Below are 22362 nucleotides of genomic sequence, written 5' to 3' on the forward strand. Positions count from 1 at the left end.
GCCTTCAGGGGCAGTTCACCCACTCTTCGGTGCCGTCGTCGAAGACCTGGCGCTTCCAGATCGGCAGCCGCGCCTTCACCTCGTCGACCAGCCGGGCGCAGGCGGCGAACGCGGCCGCCCGGTGCGCCGTGCTGACTGCCGCTACCAGCGCCACGTCCCCGATCTCCAGCGGGCCGATCCGGTGCGACACCGCCACCGCGTAGACCAGCGGGTCGGCCGCGATCTCGGCCGCCACCTCGCGCAGCACCGCCTCGGCGGTGGGGTGGCCCTCGTATTCCAGCCGGGTGACCGCCCGCCCGTGGTCGTGGTCGCGGACGACGCCCTGGAAGGACACCACCGCCCCGGCCCGGCGGTCGGTGACCGCCGCCTCGTGCGCGGCCAGGTCGAGCGGCCGGTCGGAGACCGTCCCGATCGTCACGCCTGCTTTCACGGTCACGGCGTCTCCCGTCGGCTCGTTCGTCGCGCTCACCCGAATCGCTCCCCCGGGGTCAGCGGCAGCGGCACGAACGGCACCCGGTCGCCGGCCGCGCCGCTGGTGCCGGGCCGGATCACCGCGAAGCCGTCCGCGCCGGCCAGCCCGCGCAGCATCGCCGAGCCCACGTGCCGCACCGGGTACACCGTCCCGGCGACCCGGTCCCAGCGGGCCAGCGCCAGATGGGTGTAGCGACCGCGCCCGGCAACCGGCTCGGCGAGCGTCACGTGTGGCAGCACCGGCATCGGCCGGCCGGTGAGACCGGCGAGCAGCGGCGCGACGAGCGACACGAGCGCCACCACGGCTGACTGCGGGTTGCCGGGCAGGCCGGCCACGAACCGGACCCGCCCGTCGCCGTCCACCAGCCGGGCGAGCAGCATCGGGAAGCCCGGGCGCACCGCCACCGTGTTCACCACGTAGTCGGCGCCGAGCGCCTCCAGCGTCGGGTGCAGGTGGTCGACCGGGCCGTGCATGGTGCCGCCGGTGGTGCAGACCAGGTCGGCGTTGGCGAGCGCGCCCCGCACCGCGGCGACGTGCGCGGGCAGCGTGTCGGCGACCGGGCCGACCACGTCGGCCGCGCGCACCTGGCAGCCGTAGCGGCGCAGCCAGCCCGGCACCGACGGGCCGAGCGCGTCCCGGACCCGCCCGGCGCCGGGCGGACCCGAGGTGAGCAGTTCGTCGCCGAAGACCAGCAGCGCGGCCCGGGGTGGGCGGCGGACCCGCAGCGTGTCGTGCCCGCAGGAGGCGGCCAGGCCGATCACCGCCGGGTCCACCGGCGTGCCGGCGGGCAACAGCTCCTCCCCGAGGTACGCCTCCTCGCCCGGCTCCCGCCACTCCGGCGCCGGGCGGGGTGTGCCGGACACCAGGCCGTCCGCCGTACGTGTCGACTCCTCGATCCGCAGGATCGCCGTCGCGCCCTCGGGCACCATCGCACCGGTGGCGATCTCCACGGTGCTACCGTCCGCCTCCAGCGGCGGCGCGGTGTGCCCGGCGAGCACCCGCCCGACCACCCGCCACGGCCCGGGACCCCGCACCGCCCAACCGTCCACGCTGGAGGTCGGGAACGCCGGCAGGTCGGTGCGCGTGCCCAACGGCTCGGCCAGCGTGTGCCCGTCGGCCTCGGCCAGCGGGCGGGCGACAGCGGGCAGCGCGGCGGACAGGCCCACCGCGTACACCCGGGAGCGGGCCTCCTCCCACCCGGCCGGGGGTGGCGTGCCCGCCTCGGCTGCGGCGGCTTCGGTTTCCGTGCTCATCCGGCGAGCCTAGCGCCGGGGCACGTGCCTCGCGGGTTCAGTGGTCACCGCCGCGAAGCTGGTCCACGGCATGGCGCAGGATCGGCCCGAGCACGGCCAGGCCGTCGCGGGCGCCGCCGCGCGAACCGGGCAGGTTGACCACGAGCGTCCGGCCGGCGACCCCGGCCAGCCCTCGGGACAGCGCGGCGGTCGGCACGCTGTCGCGGCTGTGCGCGCGAATCGCCTCGGCGATGCCGGGGATCTCGTAGTCGAGCAGCTCGCGGGTCACCTCGGGCGTGCGGTCGGTCGGGGTGATGCCGGTGCCGCCGCTGGTCAGCACCACGTCGACGCCGTCGGCGCGGGCCGCCCGCAGGGCGTCGCCGACCGGTTCGCCGTCCGGCACCACCACCGGAGCGTCGACCTCGCACCCCAGCTCGCGCAGGCCGGTCACGAGCAGCGGGCCGCTGGTGTCCTCGTAGACCCCGGCGGCGGCCCGGTTGGACGCCACGATCACCCGGGCCCGGATCACGGCCGGTCCTCCGGCCGGACCCACTCGCCGGTCTTGCCGCCCTCCTTGCGGAGCACCCGGACGGCGTCCACCGAGGCGGCCGGGTCGACCGCCTTGACCATGTCGACCAGGGCGAGACCGGCGACCGCCACCGCGGTCAGCGCCTCCATCTCGACGCCAGTGCGGTCGGCGGTCCTCGCGGTCGCGGTGATCTCCACCGTGTCGGCGGTGAGGTCGAGGTCGACGGTGACGCCGTGCAGCGCGATCGGGTGGCAGAGCGGGATCAGGTCGGGTGTGCGCTTGGCCCCCATGATGCCGGCGAGGCGGCCGACGGCGAGCGCGTCGCCCTTGGGCAGGCCGTCGCGGCGCAGCAGCTCCACCACCTCGGCCGTGGTGCGGAGGCGGCCGGCGGCGACGGCGAGCCGGCCGGAGACCGGCTTTGCGGAGACGTCGACCATCCGGGCCGCGCCGGCCGGATCGACGTGGGTGAGCTGCGCGGGTTCGGTCACGGCCCGACCCTATCCGCCGGGTACGACACGACGCGGCACCCGACCGGTGGCGGGGAAGGGCGCCGCAGCGGCTGCTGGTGCACGACGCCCCTCCCTCGCCTGCTCACCGCCGATTCGTCTGGGAATCGGCGGTGAGGGTCCCGTCCGGCCGGGTCCGCTCCCCCGGGATGAACCCTCCCCGTGGCCGTTGCGGGGGACGCTAGCGAACGCCGCGATAAGAAATCGATAAGCCGCGGTCAGGCCGAGACGGAGAGCTGTCGGCGCAGGTCGTGGCGCTCGGGAGCGCCCGTCCGTTCGAAGATCGCCATCGCTCGCTGCCGGTAGCGGTCCGCCTCGGCGGGGTCGGTGACGGACAGATGGTCGGCCAGCGCGTTCAGGGCCCGGGCCTGCTCGTACGGATGCGCGATGCGGTTGGCGAGGGCGAGGGCCTCCAGGTGCATGGACCTGGCCTGGTCGGCGTGCCCGGCGGCGCTCAGCGTCAGGCCGAGGTCGTTCAACGCGGCCGCCCGCAGATGTCTGTCACTGGAGTCCCGCGCCAGGTCGAGCGAGAGTTCGTGCTGGACGCGGGCTTCGTCGAGCCGGCCCAGACGGCGGTACGCGATGCCGAGGTCGTTGCGGGCCTCCGCCTCACCGAACCGGTGCCCGGTCTCCTCGCGCAGCCGCAGCGACGCCTTGATCAGGCGCACCGCCTTGCGGTGGTTCCCGAGTCGGTTCTCCACCGAGGCGATGTGCCCGAGCGCGTTCGACATGTGGAACAGGCTGCCCTGGCACCGGGCCAGGAACAGGTGCTGCCGGTGAGCCCGGAGCGCTTCGGGATAGCGCCCGACCGCGGTCAGCGCGTACCCCAGGTTGGGCAGGGCCGAGATCGGGTCGACGGCGCCTCGCGTGTCCTCCCGCAGCAACTGCCGCCCGAGGCTCACCGCCCGCTCGGAGTTGCCGGTGAGCCAGTTGACGACCACGAGGTTCGCCCGGTAGCGGTACTCGCCGCGCCGGTCGTGCAGGTCGCGGGAGATGGACACCGCCACCTCGAGGTGGCGCAGCGAGTCCAGGTAGCTGCCGGTCCGGGTGTACGCGGACGCGAGGTAGTTGTGCATCACCGCCTCTGCCGCGCGGTCGCCGGTGCGCTCGGCGGCGGTCAGGCCGGCCTGGTGGGTGGCGACGATGTCCTCGAAGTACCCCCGCATGTAGCAGAACCGCCACATGGCCCGGGCCAGGCGCCACGCGTATCCGGGGTGCTCCTCGTCGAGGGCGAATCTGATCAGGGCGATGAGGTTGGGCCGCTCCCGTTCCAGCCATTCGACGTCGGCCCGGTCGGTCTCGTCGACCAGGTCGGGGCGCAGCGGCGCCCCGAGGCGCAGGTGGGTGGCCAGCACCTGCTGGTCCAGTGAGCCGGCCCGGACGGCCACCTGGTGCAGGACGTGGTCCAGCAGGCGCCCGGCCGCCTCGCGGCGTCGCTCGGCGTCCGTCGACTCGCGCAGGAGTTCGGCCGAGTACTGACGCATCAGGTCGTGCATCCCGTAGTGCCCGGGAGTGACCTCCTCGATCAGGTGCCGGTCGAGGAGGTCGTCGAGCATCCGTTCGGTGCCCTCGAGCGGGGAACCGGCGAGCGCGGCGGCCGTACGCGCGTCGAAGGAGTCGCCGGGATGCATGCTGACCAGCCGGAACAGCCACTTCACGGGTTCGCTCAGGTGCTCGTACGAGGCGGAGAAGGCGCCACCGACGGTCTGCTGCTCCACCGCCAGCTGCCGCAGCACCGTACCGCCGGCCTCGAGCCGCAGGGCCAGGTCGGCGACTCGCCAGGCCGGCCGGTGGGCGAGCCACCCGCCGGCCAGCCGGACGGCCAGCGGCAGATGCCCGCAGCGGCGGACCACCTCGGTCGCGGCCTCCGGTTCCCCGCTGATCCGCTCCGCACCGGCGGTCCGCGCCAGAAGCTCCACCGCCTCGTCGGAGGTCATCACGGGCAGCGAGACGGGCGGCCCGATGTCGCTGACCGACAGCCTCCGGCGGCTGGTGACCAGGACGGCCGGTCCCGGGCCGGCGGGCAGGAGCGGGCGCACCTGGCGGCTGTCGGCCGCGTTGTCCAGCACCACGACCACGCGACGTCCCCGCAACTCGCGCTGCCACAGTTCGGCGCGTTCCTCGTGATCGCCGGGGATCCGCGCGGCCGGCACCTCCAGCTGGCGCAGTAGCACCGTGAGCGCGTCACCCGGTTCGACCGGCGCCCCTTCGGTGTGGCCCCGCAGGTCGATGAAGAGTCGCCCGTCCGGGTAACGGTCGCCGAGCAGGTGCGCCAGGTGCAGCGCGAAGAGGGTCTTGCCGCTGCCCGCCATACCGTCGACCACCCGTACGGCCGGTCTCCCGCCGGCCGCCGAGCCCATCTCCGCCAGCGTCCGCTCGACGAGTTCCCGCCGTCCGACGAAGGGGGCGCCGCCGCGCGGCAGGTGGCGGGGGCGCACCCGCCGCGTGTCCGGGGCGTCCACGCCCGCCCGGCCCGACCCGGCCGGGGAGACCGCGCGTGCCGCGGCCGTGCCCAGCAGGGACCGTCGCAGGCTGAGCAGTTCGGGTCCCGGCTCGACGCCGAGTTGCCGGGTGAGGATCGACTCGGCCCGGTGGATGGCGGCGAGGGCGCCGCCGGCGTCCCCGTCCGCCTTCAGCGCGCCGGCCAGCAACGCGTGCGCCTGCTCCCGGTAGGGATGGCTGGTCACGTGGTCGGTGAGGAGGGCGATGGCCGCTCTGGTGCGGCCGAGTGCGACGTCGAGCCGCGCGCGGAGTTCGATCGCCGCCAGCCGCTGCTCCTCCAGCGCCGCCCGGCGTGCCGACAGGACCGGCCCCACCCGCAGGCCTGCCACCAGAGGGCCGCGCCACAGGCGTTCGCCCTGGCGGAGCAGTTCGTCGGCCCGCTCGTGCCGCCCGTCCGACCAGGCCGAGGCCGCGTCGCCGGTCAGGTGCTCGAACCGACGTACGTCCACCCGCTCGTCGGCCACGTCCAGGCGGTAGCCGCCGGCGAGCCGCACCAGGATCGGCCCGTGGTGCCGGTCGAACGTCCGCCGGAGGTTGCCCACGTAGGTCCGCACGTTCGCCAGGGCGGAACGGGGTGGGTCGTCGGGCCACAGTTCATCGACGAGGGTGTCGACGGTGACCAGGTGACCGGCGTGCAGCACCAGCACCGCCAGCGCCGTCTGCTGCTTGGGCGTGCCGAGCAGCAGGGGATCGGAGCCCTGCCACACCTCCGGCACACCCAGCAGCCGGATATCCACCAACTGTTCCCCCCGCGCGACGAACGCGGCGAATCCCTTTACCCGCACCCGTGTGGACCATGCGAAATGCAGACTTACGGAAGATAGCACCCAATACTCTGCCGACGTTCCGGTGCCGGAGAGCGACGAGGCTTTTTCTGTGAGTTGTCGTGGCGGATGTTACGCAAGGGGAAACCGAACGGCTACAGACACCCGGTGAGGAAGAGCTTGATAATCCCACTTGAAAGCACGCACTGAATATGCGTTCAGTCTCCACTCAAAGACCGAGCGTAACAAGAACCAGGTGCATTGGCGCAATATGCGCATATGGACATCTAATGGATGTATCCGGGCCTAAAAGCCATAACATGTTCGACGTCGGATGGGCCGGCTGGCGCCGGTTCCGGGGGTCGAACGAAGGGGCGAGGCCATGCGCGGCAACGACTGGCTGTGAAGCGAACTTCCGAGGGCGCCTGAGCGGGCCGTACAGTACGGACACACGCTCAGCTACGAACGAGCGCGGTGGAGGCAGACCACGTGACTCGCGCCCACGCACGCGACAATGGGACCGATCGGCGGCTCTTGCTGCTTGTCGGTCTCGTCGTGTTTCTGGCCGGGCTGGCCACGCTGGTGAGCATCCACCTGATCGGCGCCGGCGACCTGGCCACCCGGAAGGACGTCACCCGCGCGGCGACGATCACCTTTCTGGTCGCCGCGGCCGCGACGGTGAATGTGCGAATCCGCATTCGTGCCACCACCCACGGCGTTTCCTGGACGGACGCGGCCACCGTGATCGGGCTCGCCGTCGCACCCGTGCCATGGGTCGTCATCGCCACCGGCGTCGGTGTCGCCATCACCCGCCTCATCGGCCGCCTCCCCCCGATCAAGCTGGTCTTCGGCATCGCCAAGGAGATGACGCTGGCGGCGGCCGGAGGCCTGGTCCTCGTCGCCGCCGGCTGGTCCTGGCCCTGGTCCGGCCCGATCAGCCGCTCGCTGCCCGCCCTGGTGCTGGCCTACGTGACAGTCGTCGCCCTCGACGAGCTGCTCACCTTCCCGGTCCTCGCCTTCGCGACCGGAACACCGATCCGCAAGCGCTTCCGGGAGCAGTGGGACCTCCGGCTGGCGAGCGTGCTCGCCCGCTTCTCGGTGATCCTGTGCACGCTGCTCATCCTCCGGATCGACCCGACCTTCCTGATCGTCGTACCGCCTCTCGTGCTGAGCCTGCATCTCGCCTACTCCAGCCGGCTTCGCAATCGCGCCGAACGGGAAGCCTGGCAACGGCTGGCCCGGACGACTGACGCATTGAATGTAGTCGATCTCAATCGGGTGCTCACGACAGCCGTCACACAGGCGACCGAGCTGTTCTCCGCCGACGAGGTGGAAATCGAACTACGTGAGGAAGCGCTGGTGGTACGCGGCGTCGGCGGAGCGATCACCTACCGTGGCCCGGCCGGCGAACCCAGCACAATCGAAGGTTCGGTACTGACCAACCGCCTCGAAGGCCACGACCGGACCGTCGACGTCGGCGTGCTGCGGCTACGGTTCGCCGGGCCGGTCGAACTCTCCGAACGAGAGCAGTACACGCTGCGCACCTTCGCCTCCGCCCTCTGCACCGCCGTCCGCAACGCCCAGGCGTACGCCGAACTCGCCCGCATCGCCGAGGACCACGCCTACGCCGCCACCCACGACGCCCTCACCGGCCTGTCCAACCGCCGCCACCTGCTCGACGAGGGCGGCGCCCAGCTCACCACCCGGCACGCCGACGGCGTCACCGCCCTGGTGCTGATCGACCTCAACCACTTCAAGGAAGTGAACGACACCCTCGGCCACGGCGCCGGCGACCGGGTGCTCATCCAGGTCGCCGAACGGCTGCGCGGCGCGGCCCGCCCCGACGACCTCGTCGCCCGGCTCGGCGGCGACGAGTTCGCCGTACTGCTGCGCGGCCTGCCCGCCCCGGCCGTCGCCGCGCACCGCGCCGAAGCCCTGCTCGCGGCGCTGCACGACCCGCTCGACCTCGACGGCATGCGGATCAGCGTCGAGGCCAGCGGCGGCATCGCCGTCGCCCCCGCCACCGGCGGCATGGCGGAACTGCTACGCCGCGCCGACGTGGCCATGTACCAGGCCAAACGCGCCGGCCAACGGGTCGCCACCTACGCCCCCGCCCGCGACACCGCCGACCTGAGCCGGCTCACCCTCGGCGGCGAACTGCCCCGCGCCGTCGCCGACCACGAATTCACTGTCAACTTCCAGCCCATCGTCGACCTCGGCAGCGGCCAGGTGATCGGCGCCGAAGCCCTGGCCCGCTGGCACCACCCCACCCACGGACTCATCGACCCGCTGCGGTTCCTCGAAGCGGTGGAACGCTCCGGGCTGCTCCCCGCGTTCGCCGAGGCCATCCTCGACCAGGCGCTCATCGCCGCCGGCTCCTGGCGCGACGCCGGCTTCGACCTGCCCGTCTCGGTGAACGTGTCCCCGCGCAGCCTCCTCGACGCCCGCTTCCCCGGCGCGGTGCTGGCCCGGCTACGCGCCCACGACCTCCCGCCGGACCGGCTCGTGCTGGAACTCACCGAGACACTCACACTCAGCCAACTCGACGTCGTCGACCGCGTCCTCAGCCGGCTACGTGACTCCGGCGTCCGGCTGGCACTCGACGACTTCGGCACCGGATACTCGTCGCTCTCCCTGCTCTCCCGCATCCCCGTACACGAATTGAAGATCGACCGCAGCTTTGTCGGCGCGATGGAGACCGCCCCCGAAGCCGCCGCCGTCATCCGCTCCACCCTCGACCTCGGCCGCAGCCTCGACCTCACAGTCGTCGCCGAGGGCGTGGAGAGCGAACCGCAACGCCGCGCGCTCTGGGAACTCGGCTGCGCCGCCGGGCAGGGCCACCTGTTCGCCCGGCCACTGCCCGCCGCCGCGCTGCTCGCCACCCTCCAACGCGGCCACGGCGGCCGGACCGGCGCGCTCGCACCGGCACTGCACGACGCCGGCGCCGTGATCCGCCTCCCCGGCCGCCGCACCGGCCGCACCCGCCCGTCACCCCCCGCCGCCACCGGCGACGCCCGGCAACCCTGACCCGGCCGGGACACACCACAGGTCTGCCAGACTGGCCCGCGTGACCGCCCTCGCCGACCCACCGACCGCCCTCTCCCGCCGCTGGTCGGCGCTCGACACCGCAGCCGGCGGCCTCGCCCTCGACCTGGGCCTCTACGCCGCCGCCACCGCCTTCGCCGCGATCACCGCCGCCACCTCCACGCTCCCGCCGCACCGCGCCTGGGGAGCCGTCGCCACCATCGGGTACGCGCTCGCCGCGCTCGCCGCCACCACCCAACTGCTCGCCCGCCGCCGCGACCCCGGCACCACCCTGGCCCGCCTGCCCGCACGGTGGGCCATCACCGCCCTCACCTGGGCCACCACCGCGCTGCTGCCCGTCGTCACGCAGAGCGTCGAACGCGCCGCCGGACGCACCGACCGCGCCCAGGAGGAGGTGATCGTCGTCGAACACGCCGGCACCCGCCTCGCCGAGCACGGCACCCCCTACCTCGGACCCGACGCCATCGCCGCCCTGCCCCCCGGCGAGCAACTCCTCGGCTACACCCCCTACCAGCCCGGCATGGCACTGTTCGGACTGCCCAGAGCCGCCGTGGACGCCTGGTGGACCGACTCCCGCGTCTGGTTCGCAGTGGTCACCGCACTCACCCTCGTCGCCCTCGTCGCCACGCTGCGCGCACACGGCGGCCCCGCCGCACCCCGCCGCGACGCCGCCGTCCTGCGCGCCGTCCAGGCCGCCACCGTCCTGCCCGTCTGCGCGCTCACCCTCGCCACCGGCGGCGACGACCTCCCCGTACTCGCGCTCTGCCTGCTCGCCCTCGCGCTCGCCGCCACCGGACGACCCGGCCGCGCCGGCCTCGCCGTCGGCGTCGCCGGCGCGCTGAAACTCCTCGCCTGGCCGGTCGCCGTCGTCCTGATCTGCTGGGCCGCCACCCGCCGGGCCGCGCCCCGCACCGCCCTCGGCGCCCTCGGCCTCCCCGTCCTCGCCCTGCTCCCGGTACTGCTCGTCGACCGCGACGCCCTCGTCGAGAACGTGCTGCGCTTCCCCCTCGGCCACGGCCTCGTCACCAGCCCCGCCCAGTCACCGTTCCCCGGGCACCTCATCGCCGAGACCCTCCCCGCCGGACGCGCCGTCGCCGCCGCACTGCTCGTCGCCGCCGGACTCGCCATCGCCGCCCGACTGCTGCGCCGCCCGCCCCGCACCGCCGCCGCCACGGCGCTCATCTGCGGGTACGGGCTGCTCGCCGCGATCCTGCTGATGCCCTCCACCCGCTTCGGCTACCTGCTCTACCCGGCCGCCCTGCTCGTCCTCGCCCCCGCACTGGCGCTCACCCGACCGGGCGACCCGGCGGCATTCCCGGCAACCGCCCCGCGCGAGGGGGCCCGAAGGCGTACACCTGAGGAATGACCACCTACCGCGACCGGGCCGAGGCGGGACGGGAACTCGCCGAGCGACTCACCGACCTCGCCGGCCGGCCCGACGTCATCGTGCTCGGCCTGGTACGCGGCGGCATACCCGTCGCCCGGGTGGTCGCCGACCGGCTCGGCGCACCACTCGACGTGCTCGTCGTCCGCAAGCTCGGCGTGCCCTGGGCGCCCGAGGTCGCGTACGGCGCACTCGGCCCCGGCGGCGTGCAGGTCCTCAACGAGATGGTCGCCGGCCGGATCAGCGAGAACGACAGGGCCCAGGTCCGCCGCCGCGAACAGGCCGAACTGGAACGCCGCGAACAGCGCTACCGAGGCGGCCGGCCACCACTGGACCTCACCGGACGCACCGCCGTCATCGTCGACGACGGGCTCGCCACCGGCGCCACCGCCCGCGCCGCCGTCCAGGTCGCCCGCCACCTCGGCGCCGCCCGCGTCCTCGTCGCCGTCCCGGTCGGCTCCGAGCAGGCGTACGACATGCTCGCCGCCGACGCCGACACGGTCGTGAGCTGCCAACTCCCGCACGACTTCGCCGCCGTCGGCGCGTACTACGAGGACTTCCACGAGGTCTCCGACGACGAGGTCACGCAGGCGCTGACCGCCCCCGCGTGAGAACACCCGGTACCTTCGTTGTCATGCAGATGACCTGTCCCAAGTGCCGGGGAGAAATGCGCCAGTACGAGCGCAGCGGAGTAGTCATCGACCAGTGCGGCGAATGCCGCGGCATCTTCCTCGACCGCGGCGAGCTGGAGAAGCTGTTCGACGCCGAGGCCAACTGGAACCGGCAGCACGGCGGCGCTCCGCAGCAGACCGCGCCGACCGGTGCCGGCTACCCACCGCCCCCGCCCCCGCCCGCCGCCGCGCCGCACCAGCCCGGCTACGGCGCCGTCCCCCCGCCCCCTCCGCCGCCGCCCGGCCACGGCTACGCGCAGCCCGCGTACGGCCACGGTCAGCAGCAGCACTACGGCTACCACGGCCACTACCGGCGCAAGAAGAAGCACGGCTTCCTCGGCGAACTGTTCGACTGACCGCCGACCACACGCACGCCGGGCCGGTGCACCGCATCGACCCGGCGCGCTCGTCGCCGTGCCGCGCCTGCCACACCGTGGCAGGCTGCTCGGCATGAGCCCGATCCGGCAGCACGAGGCGCTGGCCCAGGCGTACGACGGCATCACCGCCGTGGTCACCCCGCTCGACGACGCCGGCCTGCAACGGCCCACCCGGTGCCGCGGCTGGCTCGTCGCCGACCTGCTCTTCCACGTGCTCTGCGACGCCCAGCGCGCACTCGTCGCCCTGGCCAGCCCCGCACCCGGACCGGCCGACGTGGACGACGTCAGCTACTGGCGCGCCTTCACCCCCGGCGACGACGACGCGAGCGCCGGGCACGCCTGGTGGGCACGCCGCTCCGCCGTCGCCTTCGACCGGCCCACCGGCGTGGTCCGCCTCTGGACCGACACCGCACCCGCCGCCGTCCGCGCGGCGACCGCAGCCGACCCCGACGGGTACGTGACCACGCAGGGCCACGTGCTGCGCGTACCCCATCTGCTCGCCACCCTGACCACCGAGGCGGTCATCCATCACCTGGACCTGGTGGTGGACCTGCCGGACGCGCCGCGACCGGCGGCGGACCCGACGCGGGTCGCGGCGACCACCATGGACGGCCTGCTCAGTGACGACGCGGTGCGTCCGGCCGGCTGGGACGACCACGAATACCTGCTGAAGGCGGCGGGACGGGTGCCGCTCACCGACCGGGACCGGCTGGAGCTGGGCGAGGCCGCCGGCTGGTTCCCGCTGCTCGGCTGACGCCGGTCAGACGATCGCCATGTCCACGAAGCGCGACAGGTGGAGCTGCGCCGCGACCGTCACGGTGTCGGTGGGCCCGTTTCTGTGCTTGGCGATGATGAAGTCCGCCTCGCCCGCTCGCGGCGACTCCTTGTCATAGTAGTCATCTCGGTGCAAAAGAATGACAACGTCTGCATCTTGCTCAATAGACCCGGATTCCCGCAAGTCGGACAATTGCGGCCGCTTGTCAGTGCGCTGCTCGGGACCACGGTTCAGCTGACTCACGGCGATCACCGGGCACTCGACCTCCTTGGCCAGCAGCTTCAGGCCACGGGACAGGTCCGCGACCTCCTGCTGCCGGCTTTCGGTGCGCTTCGGCGAGGTCATCAGCTGGAGATAGTCGACGACGATCAGCTTCAGGTCGTGCTTCTGCTTGAGCCGCCGCGCCTTCGCCCGGATCTCCATGAGGTTCATGCTCGGCGTGTCGTCGACGAAGAGCGGCGCCTCGCTGATCTCGCCCATGCAGCGGGCCAGCTTGGTCCAGTCGTCGTCGGAGAGCTGCCCGCTGCGCAGCACGTGCAGCGGTACGCGCGCCTCGGCCGAGAGGAGTCGCATGACGATCTCGACCTTGCTCATCTCCAGCGAAAAGATCGCCGACGCCTGGTTGGCGCGGATAGCCGCATTTCGGGCGAAGTCCATACTCGCCGTGCTGTTGTGCGTCGGGATCATCGAGCGGCCCGCCAGATACAGATGGTCGGGATTGTCGACAGTCACACAGCGCACCGGAACGCTCGGCACCGGACGGACGTCCACGATGAAACGCGAGTGGGAGCGGACGTCCGAGAGCGTCCGGCGCCGGGCCGCATGGGCGGTCCGCTTCCGGTCCAGCCGGAAGACCGGGTCCGGCGTGGAGAAGTTCAGCGTGTACGCGATCGACGATTCCTCGGTACGGCCGCGCACCTTGCGCTCGGTCATGGTGCACCGATAGCCCAGGCTGACGACGAGTTCCCGTACGCCGTCGATCAAACGCCGCGAGGTGGACGTGTACCGCAGGTTCCCGGTCGGCGCCACCGTGCCGTCGGTGTCCATGAGACCGGCGAGCAACGCCCGGCGCTGGGTCTCGGAGGCGCGTAGATAGTCGTCCGGAATGTGCTTGTCGTAGGCCACCCCGACTTCGCGGAGCAGGGCCAGGAAGGAACCGTTCCGTTCGTAGCACTCGGCGCAGCGGCGGGTTCCGGGGTTCTCCCGCAGGGCACGGGTGGAGCCGCCGCAGTCGACGCAGGTGCGGTCCGCCGTCCTGGCCGACGTGGGCAGATGCACGCTGTAGACCATGGGCCCGCTCGGGCGCACCAGGAAGCCGTCCTGGGCCACGAGGTCGAGCATCTCCGCGTCCGCGGTGGTGAAGCGGCTGGCCCCGGTGTGCCCGTCGCCGAGCCACACCCCGAGGGTGTACGGCGGGACGGCCAGGTCGCGTTCCGGAAGTCGGAGCGGTGCGCAGTTCCGCACGGCGTGGTTGAGACGGCGGTCGGCCGTCTCGGTACGAAGCGTGGCCGCGATCTGCGCCGTCGTGACGATCCCGTCATGCTCGGCGCGGCTGCCGGCGTTCACCGGTCGTTCCGCGCGTGCACCGAGGCCGGAGATCAACGCGCCCACCGGGTAGCCCGGAGCCGTCCAGTTGCGTGTCTTGCCGGCCCGGGTCACCGGGCGGGCGACCTTGCCGTTGGAACCCACCGTCTGCGCCACCGTGTGAAGCACGTTGCGGAATTCCGGGCCGACCTGTTCCAGGGTTTCCGCGAGAGTGACCAGGCGGTGCGGTTCGGCGGATGCGGTCGCCTCGGCCGCCCGTACCTTCGCCAACGCCGGCTCGGCCCAGTGGTGCCGCCGGCGTGCCTCCGGCTGGCGTCGGCCGGCGCGGGTGTTGGTCTTCCACAGGTGCTCGGCGTCCGCCACGATGACGCTTCCGTCGGAGAACTCGACCTCGTAGCAGGGGCGGTCGTACATCACGTCGAAGACGTTGGTGATCGTCGTCGGGGTGCCGTCCGCGGCGAGGAGCTGCTCACCGACGCGCACCTCACCCATGGTTGTCCAGCCCTGCGGGGTGGGCAGCGGGGTGTCGAGTGCGAGCGCCTTACCGAGACCAGGCCGGCCGGCCACGATGATGAGCTGGCCGGCGTGCAGGCCGTTGAGCAGGCGGTCGAGGTCGGTGAACCCGGTCGGCACGCCCGTCATCACCCCGCCCTGGGCGCCGACCGCCTCGATCTCGTCGAGCGTCGGCTGGAGCATGTCGGCCAGGACGGCGAAGTCCTCGCTGACGCGCTTCTCGGTGATCTCGTAGACGGCCTGCTGAGCGAGGTCGACGATGTCGTCCACGTCGCGGCTGCCGCTCGGGCCGGTGCCGTAGCCGAGCTGCACGATCCGGGTGCCGGCCTCGACCAGCCGGCGGAGCACTGCCCGTTCGCCGACGATGCGGGCGTAGTAGGCGGCGTTCGCGGCAGTGGGCACGCTCGCGATGAGCGTGTGCAGGTAGGGGGCACCGCCGATCCGGGCGAGGTCGCCGGAGTCGGCGAGCGCGGCCGCCACGGTGATCGGGTCGGCCGGTTCGCCGCGTCCGTAGATGTCGAGGATCGCGTCGAAGATGGTGGCGTGGACCGGGCGGTAGAAGTCGTTTGTCTTCAGGATCTCCACGACGTCGGCGATGGCGTCCTTGGACAGCAGCATGCCGCCGAGTACGCACTGCTCGGCGGCGACGTCCTGGGGTGGTGTCTTTTCGAACGCAGATTCGCGCGGCGGTGGCTCGGGCGATTGTCCCCCGGTCCGTTCCGCACGCGTCTCGTCGGTGACCGACACGGGTTCCCCCCTCGCTGCGTCGGATCGAGTCCAGCTCTATCGCCGGGGTATGACAACTCTGCGCCGACCCTCCGGTCGATCGGGGGTCATCGCCCGGCGGTCGGGGGCCAACGATACGGAACCCGAGGTCAGCCGCTCAACAAGGCCGGTGGATGAGCCTTGGGACAACCTGTGGACGCCTGGGGACAGGCATGTGCGCAGGGTGTGCACAGGGGTGTGGAAAAGTGATGGGGAATTCTGGGCGTATCGCCTCTGACCTGGGCTTTTCCTATCCCCACCCTGTGGACGGAAGATTTCCGGTCGAGCTTTGTCGTCGTTCGTCCCGTACTATCGCTGCGAACGGCGACACCTGGGACAGCGGGTTTACTTTCGGGTTGAGAGAGGTCACGCTCCGGCCGTGAGACACCGGGACTGGGCAAGCGGAGAGGACAGCCCGCGCGAGCGACGGCCGAGCGGTTCCTGGGACGAGCCCGCCGGGCCGCGCCGGGTCGACTCGTACGCGCCGGAGGGCTACCGCACGGCGAGCCGGCGGCGGGCGATCGAGCGTGGCCAGGACGAGCCGGTGGAGACGTACCTTCCGCGGTGGGCGCTGGAATCCGGGGTGAGTCGCGCGGACGGCGGCGGGCGGCATGCCGCGCCGGACGACGACGAGGTGGAGCCGCCCACCTCGGGAAGTGCCCGGCGGGATCTGCGCGCGATCGGTGCGGGTCCACTGTCGGATCACACCGCCGAGTGGACGATGGACGCCCCGCAGGAGCGGGGGTACGTGGGTAACCGGCGGGCGGACCAGGACGACGAGCCGGTGTCGGGGGCGGTGCCCCGGAGTCGTCCGCGTCGCGCGGCGACGCGCCGGCCGCAGGTGACCTGGTCGGGGCTGCCGGAGCCGGCGGGTTCGGGCGAAGGGCCGGCCGGGCCGGAGGGTGGGCTGCCGACGGGTCGGCGGCGCCGGCCGGCGTCGGGTTCCTCCTGGCCGCCGCCAGCGGGGTCGGACTCCGCCTGGTCGCGGTCGGCGGCTTCGGATGGCGCGTGGTCCCCGTCGGCGTCGGATGCCGAGTGGCCGGCGGCGCCGGATGCGGGCTGGTCGCCGTCGAGGGCCGCGGAGCGGGAGGCCACCTGGGGACGGGCGACGGAGACCGCGAAGGCGGCGGAGCCGGAGGCCACCTGGGGACGGACGGCGGCGTCCGCGAAGGCGGCGGAGCCGGAGTCGGCCCGGTCGCGGCCGGCGGCGGATCCGTGGCAGCGTCGCCGGGCGGCCGGGCGTGAGCCGGTGGACCCGCCCGCTGTGGATCCGTGGGACGCGTCCGGGCTGCATGCCTGGGACCGGCCGGTGCCCGCGAGCGGCCGGGGCCGGGCGGAGAGCCGGTGGGACCGTACCGAGCACACCGGTGAGTGGGACCGGTTCACCGACACGGGTTTCATGGAGCCGGTGCGGGACACCGACGACCGGTACGCGGATGCCGATCCGTGGGACCGTTCGGTGCCGCCGGTGCGGGAGGGCTGGGCGTCGCCGGAGCGGGCCGAGGCGTTCTGGTCGGGTACCCGCCTCTCGGGTGACGATCCGCGCTGGATGGAGACGCCGTCGACGGCCCCGCGTTCACCTGCGGTGGCGTACTCGGCACCGCGTCCGCGTACCGCGCCTCGTCGTCGCCCGGTGGAGCCGGCGCCGTCGACGTTGCGGCGGCGGGTGGAGACGATCGGCGGCGGTTCGTGGGGCCGGCGGCTGGAAGACGACCTGCTGGATCCGGATCCGGGTGGCCCGTTGCGTCCGCTGGTCTACACGGCGGCGTGTTATCTGGTGCCGGCGGTGCTGCTGGTGGTCGGTCTGCTGCTCCTGAGTGGTCAGCCTCCGGCGGGGTGCGTCACGGACATCACCGGTGGCGGCTGTGATTCCCCGCGCGCGCACGCGCTGGAGTCGTTGCTGTCGGCGGCACCGCGGTTCGGGTTGGCGATGGTGAGCAGTCTGGTGGTGGCGGTGTTGTTGCGGCAGGTCGGGACGACGTGGCGGTCGGCCACGGTGGCGCTGGCGGCCGCCGTGGTGGGTGGTGGGCTGTCCACGGTCGTGATCAGCGCGGTGACGGGCAAGCCGCTCGGTTGAGCGGCTTGCGTCGAGCGACTCCGGCCGAGCGCCGGGGATGCTGAAAGGCCCGCACCGGCAAGCGGTGCGGGCCTTTCACGTCGTGCTTCGGGTGTCAGCCCTTGACCACGTTCAGGTCGAACTTGGCGGTCACCTCGGGGTGCAGCCGGATGCTGACCGGGTAGGAGCCGAGCGCCTTGATGTGGCCGGGCATCTCCAGCCGGCGGCGGTCCAGGGTCGGGCCGCCGGCGGCCTTGACGGCGTCGACGATCTCGGCCGGGGTGACCGAGCCGAAGAGCCGGCCGCCGTCGCCGGCGCGGGCCTTCAGGTTGACCTTCAGGCCCTCGACCTGGGTCTTCACCTCGGTGGCGTGGCCGAGGTCGCGGATCTCGCGGGCCGAGCGGGCCCGCTTGATGACCGTGACCTGCTTCTCCGCGCCCTTGGTCCAGGCGATCGCGAAGCCCTGCGGCAGCAGGTAGTTACGGCCGAAGCCGTCCTTCACCTCGACGATGTCGCCCGGAGAGCCGAGGCCGGACACCTCCTGAGTCAGGATGATCTTCATGTCCGTGCCTCCTCTCAGCGGGCCGTGGCCGTGTAGGGCAGGAGCGCCATCTCACGGGCGTTCTTGACCGCACGGGCGATCTGCCGCTGCTGCTGCGAGGTCACGCCGGTCACCCGCCGAGCGCGGATCTTGCCGCGGTCGGAGATGAACTTGCGCAGCAGCGCGGTGTCCTTGTAATCGATATAGGTGATCCCGTCCTTGTCGAGCGGGTTCACCTTCTTCTTCGGCTTGCGCAGTGCCGCAGCCTTCGCCATTGCTCTTGCTCCTGGTTTGCGATCGCGGGCGCTCGGCGCCATCAGAACGGGGGCTCCTCGTCGAAGTTTCCGCCGCCCGAACCACTGCGGGAGGGGGCAGGGGCAGCAGAGGCCCAGGGGTCGTCGAAGTTGCCTCCGCCGCCACCCTGGCCGCCACCACCACCGAAGCCGCCGCCACCGCCACCGGAGCGGGACATCTTCTGCACCTTCGCCGTGGCGTAGCGCAGCGACGGGCCGATCTCGTCGACCTCCAGCTCGATGACGGTGCGCTTCTCACCCTCACGGGTCTCGTACGACCGCTGACGCAGCCGGCCGGACACGATCACGCGAGCGCCGCGCTGCAGCGACTCGGCGACGTTCTCGGCGGCCTGGCGCCAGACCGTGCACGAGAGGAACAGCGGCTCGCCGTCCTTCCACTCGCCGGAGGCCTTATCCATGAAGCGGGGCGTCGAAGCGACCCGGAACTTGGCGACCGCCGCGCCGGAGGGGGTGAATCGCAACTCGGGGTCATCGGTCAGGTTGCCGATGACCGTGATGGTGGTGTCTCCTGCCATGACCATCTCCTCGCGCACTCATCGTTGTGCCGTACAGGCTCTCAGAGCCGTACGACAGCGTGGATGAGGCTTGATCCGGACGTGCCGGGTCTAGATGCTCAGCGCATCTCCGGACGGATGACCTTGGTGCGCAGCACCGACTCGTTGAGTCGGAGCTGACGGTCCAGCTCGCCAACGGCCTCCGGCGTCGCCTGGAGGTCGATGACGGCGTAGATGCCCTCGGCCTTCTTGTTGATCTCGTACGCGAGGCGCCGGCGGCCCCACACGTCGGTCTTCTCCACCGAGCCACCCGCGGTCCGGATCACGTTCAGGTACGTGTCGAGCGACGGGGCGACGGTGCGCTCCTCGAGGCTGGGGTCGAGGATCACCATTACTTCGTAATGACGCAAGACGTGCTCACCTCCTGTGGGCTAAGCGGCCACGGTCCTTCCGTGGCAGGAGGTCGTGCGTCGCTGCCGCGGCCGGTGCCGGGGGAACCCGGCCGGACACGGACAACCGCACCAGGATAGCCGGTCCGGACGATCATGGCCGGGCCGGTGGCCCCGGTGCGCCGGATGCGTGACAGGGGTCCACCTCCGGATGAGAGGTGGACCCCTGTCCACGAGACCGCGGGGCGTCCCGTCCGCATTCCTTGGGTGGGACCTGGGGAGGAACGACCACACCGATGAGGTTGGATCGAAGACGCCCCGCGGAGCTTTATCGTGTTGTCACCTGGTCTGACCATACAATGGCTCTCGTCACCACTTGGGGTAAATGGAAGAATTGGTCCGACTGCTGGTCTCCCGTACCGGAATGACGAGCGGATCCCGCCCCGTCGCGCCGGGCCGCACGGCGGGGCGTCCCGTTGCCGGGGGTCCACCCTCGCCCGTACGTGCTGTGGACCACGTTCGGGCGGAGCGTCGACCATCGATCCCATCTCGGACAACGACCGCCGGGCCCGGTGGTGACGCGTCCGACCCGCCGGGCACCCCGCGCGAGCGCGCCGACCGTCGCAGGCGCGACGTAGGCTGCCCAGCATGCGAATCGGAGCCCACGTCGATCCGACCGACCCGCTGGCCGAGGCGACCGCACGGCAGGCCGAGGCGGTCCAGTTCTTCCTGGCCGACCCGCAGGGCTGGAAGGCCCCGAAGCCACGCGAGGACGCCGAGCGCCTGCGCTCCGCCGACGTCGACCTCTACGTGCACGCGCCGTACGTGATCAACGTAGCCACGCTCAACAACCGCATCCGCATCCCCAGCCGCAAGCTGCTGCTCGCCCACGCCGCCGCGGCGGCCGACGTCGGGGCCAGCGGGCTGATCGTGCACGGCGGCCACGTCAACGCCGGCCACGACGTCGCCGTCGGCTTCGACAACTGGCGCAAGACCTTCGCGTACGCGGCGGACTCCGGCGGCTTCCCGCTGCCGGTGCTGATCGAGAACACCGCCGGCGGTGACAACGCCTGTGCCCGGCACCTCGACTCCCTGGCCCGGCTCTGGGACGCGCTCGGCGACTACGAGGTCGGCTTCTGCCTGGACACCTGCCACGCGTACGCGGGCGGCGAGGAACTGCTGGGCCTGGTCGACCGGGTGAAGGCGATCACCGGCCGGATCGACCTGATCCACGCGAACAACTCCAAGGGCGCGTTCAACTCCGGCCAGGACCGGCACGACAACCTCACCGGCGGCACCATCGACCCGGAACTGCTGGTGGCGGTGATCCGCGCGGCCGGCGCACCGGTGATCGTGGAGACCCCCGGCGGCGTCGAGGGCCAGGCCGCCGACATCGCGTTCCTGCGGGGGCAGTTGGGCGCGACGGCGTGACGACCGAGCAGTCCGGCACGACCGGCCGCCGGTCCCGCGCCGAGAACCGGCCGGACGACGGCACGAACGCGCCGGACCGGCCGGATGACACGGCCGGGGCAGCCCTGCCCGGCGAGGCCGACACGGAAACCGCCGGGGCCGACAAGACCGCCGGGGTCCGGGACGGGGCCGCCGCCGACAGGGACGACGCCCGGCCGGACGACGGCGACGCCGGCACCGCCGATGACGGCGAGAGTGCCGACGCCGGGGACGAGAACACAGCGGGTACGGACGGCGACAAGCCCACCGACCCCTGGTCCGCGTTCGGGCCGGCGCCGGAGCCGGTGCTCGGCCGGCCACGCCGGGCGATCCGCGCGGTCGGCCGCTTCCTGGCGCACGAGTGGACGCTCGCCGCCGTCGCCGCGCTCGCGCTGGCCGCGGCGATGACGTGGCCCACGCTGCGCTATCCGCGGCACACGCTGCCGCAGGACTACTGGGACCCGAGCCTGCAGGCGTGGCAGATGGCGTGGTCCGGGCACATCCTGCGTACCGACCCGGCGATGCTGTGGCACGCCAACGCGTTCTATCCGGAGAACTGGAGCTTCGCGTTCTCCGACACGCTCCTCGGGTACGCCCCGGCCGGCCTGATCGGGGTCGGCCCGGAGCACGCCGTGCTGCGCTACAACATCATGTTCGTGCTGGCCCACGCGCTCGCCGCGTTCGGCGCGTACGCGCTGGCCCGGCAGCTCGGCGCGGGCCGCATCGGCGGTGCGGTGGCCGGGGCGAGCTTCGCCTACGCGCCGTGGCTGCTGGCCCAGGCGGGACACCTGCACATCATCTCCAACGGGGGCATCCCGCTGGCACTGGCCATGCTGGCCCGGGGTCACGGCTGGTCGCTGCGGTACGGCTACCGGCCGCGTCGCCGGCACGCGGGCTGGGCGCTCGCCGGGTGGCTGGTGGCCGCGTGGCAGCTCAGCCTCGGCTTCGGCATCGGGCTGCCGTTCGCGTACATGCTGGCCGGGGCCGTGCTGGTCTCGGTGGTGCTGTGGTTCGTACGGCGGCGCCGGGTGAGGCGTCCGTTCGGCCGGCGGCTGTTCCTGGCGGACGTGTTCGGCGGGCTCGCCTTCGCCGCGGTGGGCGCGGCGCTGGCGGTGCCCTACTTCAAGGTCGCCGAGCTGCACCCGAACGCGGAGCGGACACTCGGCGACATCGGGCTCTACTCACCACCCGCGAGCGGGTTCTTCACCGCGCCGGCCGAGTCGCGCGTCTGGGGCGGGCTGCACGAGGGCGCCCGCGCCGTGCTGCCCTGGCATCCGGAGATGACGCTGCTGCCGGGCTTCGCGCTCTACGCGCTCGCCGCCGGTGGCCTGTTCTTCTCGGTCTGGCGGGTCCGGCACCGGATCTTCCTGCTCGCCGGGGTGCTCGTGACGATGGCGCTGGCCATGGGAACGCGGTTCTTCGGCGGCCGGTTCACCTACGTGCCGTTGTTCGACTACCTGCCGGGCTGGAGCGGGCTGCGGACGCCGGGCCGGATGATGCTCTGGGCCACGCTGCTGCTGGGCCTGCTCGCGGCGGGCGCGGTCACCGCGTTCTGCATGCGGGTACGCGAGCTGGCCGCCGAGCGGGTGCCGCCGTGGCCGGGCCCGTGGCTGCGCCTGGCCACGCTGCTGCCGTTGGCGCTGGTGCTCGTCGAAGGGCTGAACGCCACGCCGCAGCCGGTGGTGCCGCGGCAGCCGGCGGCGCTGCGCACTGTGGACGGCCCGATGCTGGTGCTGCCGAGCAGCCAGAACCTGGACCAGCCGGTGATGCTCTGGTCGACCGACCGGTTCCAGCCGATGGTCAACGGCGGCAGTGGCTTCACGCCGCGCTCCCAGGCGCAGATCCGGGAGGCGACTGTGAGCTTCCCGGACTACGCGAGCGTCGACTACCTGCGGCAGATCGGCGTGAAGAACGTGGTCGTGTTGCGCGACGAACTGGCGGGCACCCCGTGGGAGGGGATGCTCGACCGGCCGGTCGACACGCCGGGAGTGACCCGCGAGCAGCACGGCGAGGCGGTCGTGTTCCGGCTGTAGACCGGA

At 72.7% G+C, this 22362-nt stretch carries 18 protein-coding genes; 8 read left to right on the forward strand and 10 right to left on the reverse strand.

Going from position 1 to position 22362, the window contains the following annotated elements; all coding sequences use genetic code 11:
- Positions 1–4: 4 nt before the first annotated feature.
- The 5 genes from AB0D28_RS04320 to AB0D28_RS04340 all read right to left on the reverse strand — a co-directional run bounded on the left by AB0D28_RS04320 (position 5) and on the right by AB0D28_RS04340 (position 6026).
- Entirely contained in the window at positions 5–430 is a 426-nt protein-coding gene (locus AB0D28_RS04320) for a molybdenum cofactor biosynthesis protein MoaE (RefSeq protein WP_357382303.1), read from the reverse strand.
- Positions 431–465: 35 nt separating this feature from the next.
- Complete coding sequence (locus AB0D28_RS04325; protein WP_357382083.1) at positions 466–1725, reverse strand: molybdopterin molybdotransferase MoeA; 1260 nt, start codon at positions 1723–1725, stop codon at positions 466–468.
- Between the two features lie 37 nt (positions 1726–1762).
- A complete protein-coding gene (locus AB0D28_RS04330) occupies positions 1763–2233 on the reverse strand; it encodes a MogA/MoaB family molybdenum cofactor biosynthesis protein (protein ID WP_357382085.1) in 471 nt (156 codons plus the stop codon).
- Positions 2230–2721 (reverse strand): cyclic pyranopterin monophosphate synthase MoaC, encoded by a 492-nt coding sequence (gene moaC, locus AB0D28_RS04335; RefSeq protein ID WP_357382087.1) that lies wholly within the window; start codon positions 2719–2721, stop codon positions 2230–2232. Before moaC ends, AB0D28_RS04330 begins: the two co-directional genes overlap by 4 nt.
- 236 nt (positions 2722–2957) lie before the next feature.
- Positions 2958–6026: a BTAD domain-containing putative transcriptional regulator gene (locus AB0D28_RS04340; RefSeq protein WP_357382089.1), complete on the reverse strand. Its 3069-nt coding sequence runs from the start codon at positions 6024–6026 to the stop codon at positions 2958–2960.
- Between the two features lie 468 nt (positions 6027–6494).
- Between AB0D28_RS04340 and AB0D28_RS04345 the strand changes: the two genes are divergently transcribed.
- The 5 genes from AB0D28_RS04345 to AB0D28_RS04365 all read left to right on the forward strand — a co-directional run bounded on the left by AB0D28_RS04345 (position 6495) and on the right by AB0D28_RS04365 (position 12236).
- Entirely contained in the window at positions 6495–9032 is a 2538-nt protein-coding gene (locus AB0D28_RS04345) for a bifunctional diguanylate cyclase/phosphodiesterase (protein ID WP_357382091.1), read from the forward strand.
- 40 nt (positions 9033–9072) lie between these two features.
- The gene (locus tag AB0D28_RS04350) at positions 9073–10416 is read left to right on the forward strand and encodes a glycosyltransferase family 87 protein (protein ID WP_357382093.1); all 1344 of its coding nucleotides are present in this window, start codon (positions 9073–9075) and stop codon (positions 10414–10416) included.
- Positions 10413–11045, forward strand: a complete 633-nt coding sequence (locus tag AB0D28_RS04355) for a phosphoribosyltransferase (protein WP_357382095.1) — start codon at positions 10413–10415, stop codon at positions 11043–11045. The genes AB0D28_RS04350 and AB0D28_RS04355 overlap by 4 nt, the downstream gene beginning before the upstream one ends.
- 23 nt (positions 11046–11068) lie before the next feature.
- On the forward strand, positions 11069–11461 hold the full coding sequence (locus AB0D28_RS04360) for a zf-TFIIB domain-containing protein (protein ID WP_357382097.1): 393 nt from the start codon (positions 11069–11071) through the stop codon (positions 11459–11461).
- Between the two features lie 94 nt (positions 11462–11555).
- Positions 11556–12236, forward strand: a complete 681-nt coding sequence (locus AB0D28_RS04365; RefSeq protein ID WP_357382099.1) for a maleylpyruvate isomerase N-terminal domain-containing protein — start codon at positions 11556–11558, stop codon at positions 12234–12236.
- A gap of 6 nt (positions 12237–12242) precedes the next feature.
- Here AB0D28_RS04365 and dnaB read toward each other — a convergent pair whose 3' ends face one another.
- Positions 12243–15062, reverse strand: a complete 2820-nt coding sequence (gene dnaB, locus AB0D28_RS04370) for a replicative DNA helicase (RefSeq protein ID WP_357382101.1) — start codon at positions 15060–15062, stop codon at positions 12243–12245.
- A 397-nt stretch (positions 15063–15459) separates the two neighbouring features.
- Between dnaB and AB0D28_RS04375 the strand changes: the two genes are divergently transcribed.
- Positions 15460–17157 (forward strand): hypothetical protein, encoded by a 1698-nt coding sequence (locus AB0D28_RS04375; RefSeq protein WP_357382103.1) that lies wholly within the window; start codon positions 15460–15462, stop codon positions 17155–17157.
- A 94-nt stretch (positions 17158–17251) separates the two neighbouring features.
- Here AB0D28_RS04375 and rplI read toward each other — a convergent pair whose 3' ends face one another.
- The 4 genes from rplI to rpsF form a co-directional block, all read right to left on the reverse strand.
- Positions 17252–17698 carry a 50S ribosomal protein L9 gene (rplI, locus tag AB0D28_RS04380; RefSeq protein ID WP_357382105.1) on the reverse strand — a complete coding sequence of 149 codons (447 nt, stop codon included), beginning with the start codon at positions 17696–17698 and terminating at the stop codon, positions 17252–17254.
- Positions 17699–17712: 14 nt separating this feature from the next.
- Entirely contained in the window at positions 17713–17952 is a 240-nt protein-coding gene (gene rpsR, locus AB0D28_RS04385; protein WP_007073789.1) for a 30S ribosomal protein S18, read from the reverse strand.
- Positions 17953–17993: 41 nt separating this feature from the next.
- On the reverse strand, positions 17994–18524 hold the full coding sequence (locus tag AB0D28_RS04390; RefSeq protein WP_281588989.1) for a single-stranded DNA-binding protein: 531 nt from the start codon (positions 18522–18524) through the stop codon (positions 17994–17996).
- An 80-nt stretch (positions 18525–18604) separates the two neighbouring features.
- Positions 18605–18895, reverse strand: coding sequence for a 30S ribosomal protein S6 (gene rpsF / locus AB0D28_RS04395; protein WP_013289357.1), 291 nt, complete (start codon positions 18893–18895; stop codon positions 18605–18607).
- A 627-nt stretch (positions 18896–19522) separates the two neighbouring features.
- Between rpsF and AB0D28_RS04400 the strand changes: the two genes are divergently transcribed.
- Positions 19523–20305 carry a deoxyribonuclease IV gene (locus AB0D28_RS04400; RefSeq protein WP_357382108.1) on the forward strand — a complete coding sequence of 261 codons (783 nt, stop codon included), beginning with the start codon at positions 19523–19525 and terminating at the stop codon, positions 20303–20305.
- The gene (locus tag AB0D28_RS04405; RefSeq protein WP_357382110.1) at positions 20302–22356 is read left to right on the forward strand and encodes a hypothetical protein; all 2055 of its coding nucleotides are present in this window, start codon (positions 20302–20304) and stop codon (positions 22354–22356) included. The genes AB0D28_RS04400 and AB0D28_RS04405 overlap by 4 nt, the downstream gene beginning before the upstream one ends.
- The last annotated feature ends 6 nt before the right edge of the window (positions 22357–22362 follow it).

It is taken from the genome of Micromonospora sp. NPDC048169 (genome assembly GCF_040652815.1).
Lineage (GTDB): Bacteria > Actinomycetota > Actinomycetes > Mycobacteriales > Micromonosporaceae > Micromonospora.

Coding starts and splice junctions, on each gene's coding strand:
- AB0D28_RS04355 (WP_357382095.1), top strand. CDS start 10,413: ATGACCACCTACCGCGACCGGGCCGAGGCGGGACGGGAACTCGCCGAG.
- AB0D28_RS04325 (WP_357382083.1), bottom strand. CDS start 1,725: ATGAGCACGGAAACCGAAGCCGCCGCAGCCGAGGCGGGCACGCCACCC.
- AB0D28_RS04400 (WP_357382108.1), top strand. CDS start 19,523: ATGCGAATCGGAGCCCACGTCGATCCGACCGACCCGCTGGCCGAGGCG.
- rplI (WP_357382105.1), bottom strand. CDS start 17,698: ATGAAGATCATCCTGACTCAGGAGGTGTCCGGCCTCGGCTCTCCGGGC.
- rpsR (WP_007073789.1), bottom strand. CDS start 17,952: ATGGCGAAGGCTGCGGCACTGCGCAAGCCGAAGAAGAAGGTGAACCCG.
- AB0D28_RS04360 (WP_357382097.1), top strand. CDS start 11,069: ATGCAGATGACCTGTCCCAAGTGCCGGGGAGAAATGCGCCAGTACGAG.
- AB0D28_RS04365 (WP_357382099.1), top strand. CDS start 11,556: ATGAGCCCGATCCGGCAGCACGAGGCGCTGGCCCAGGCGTACGACGGC.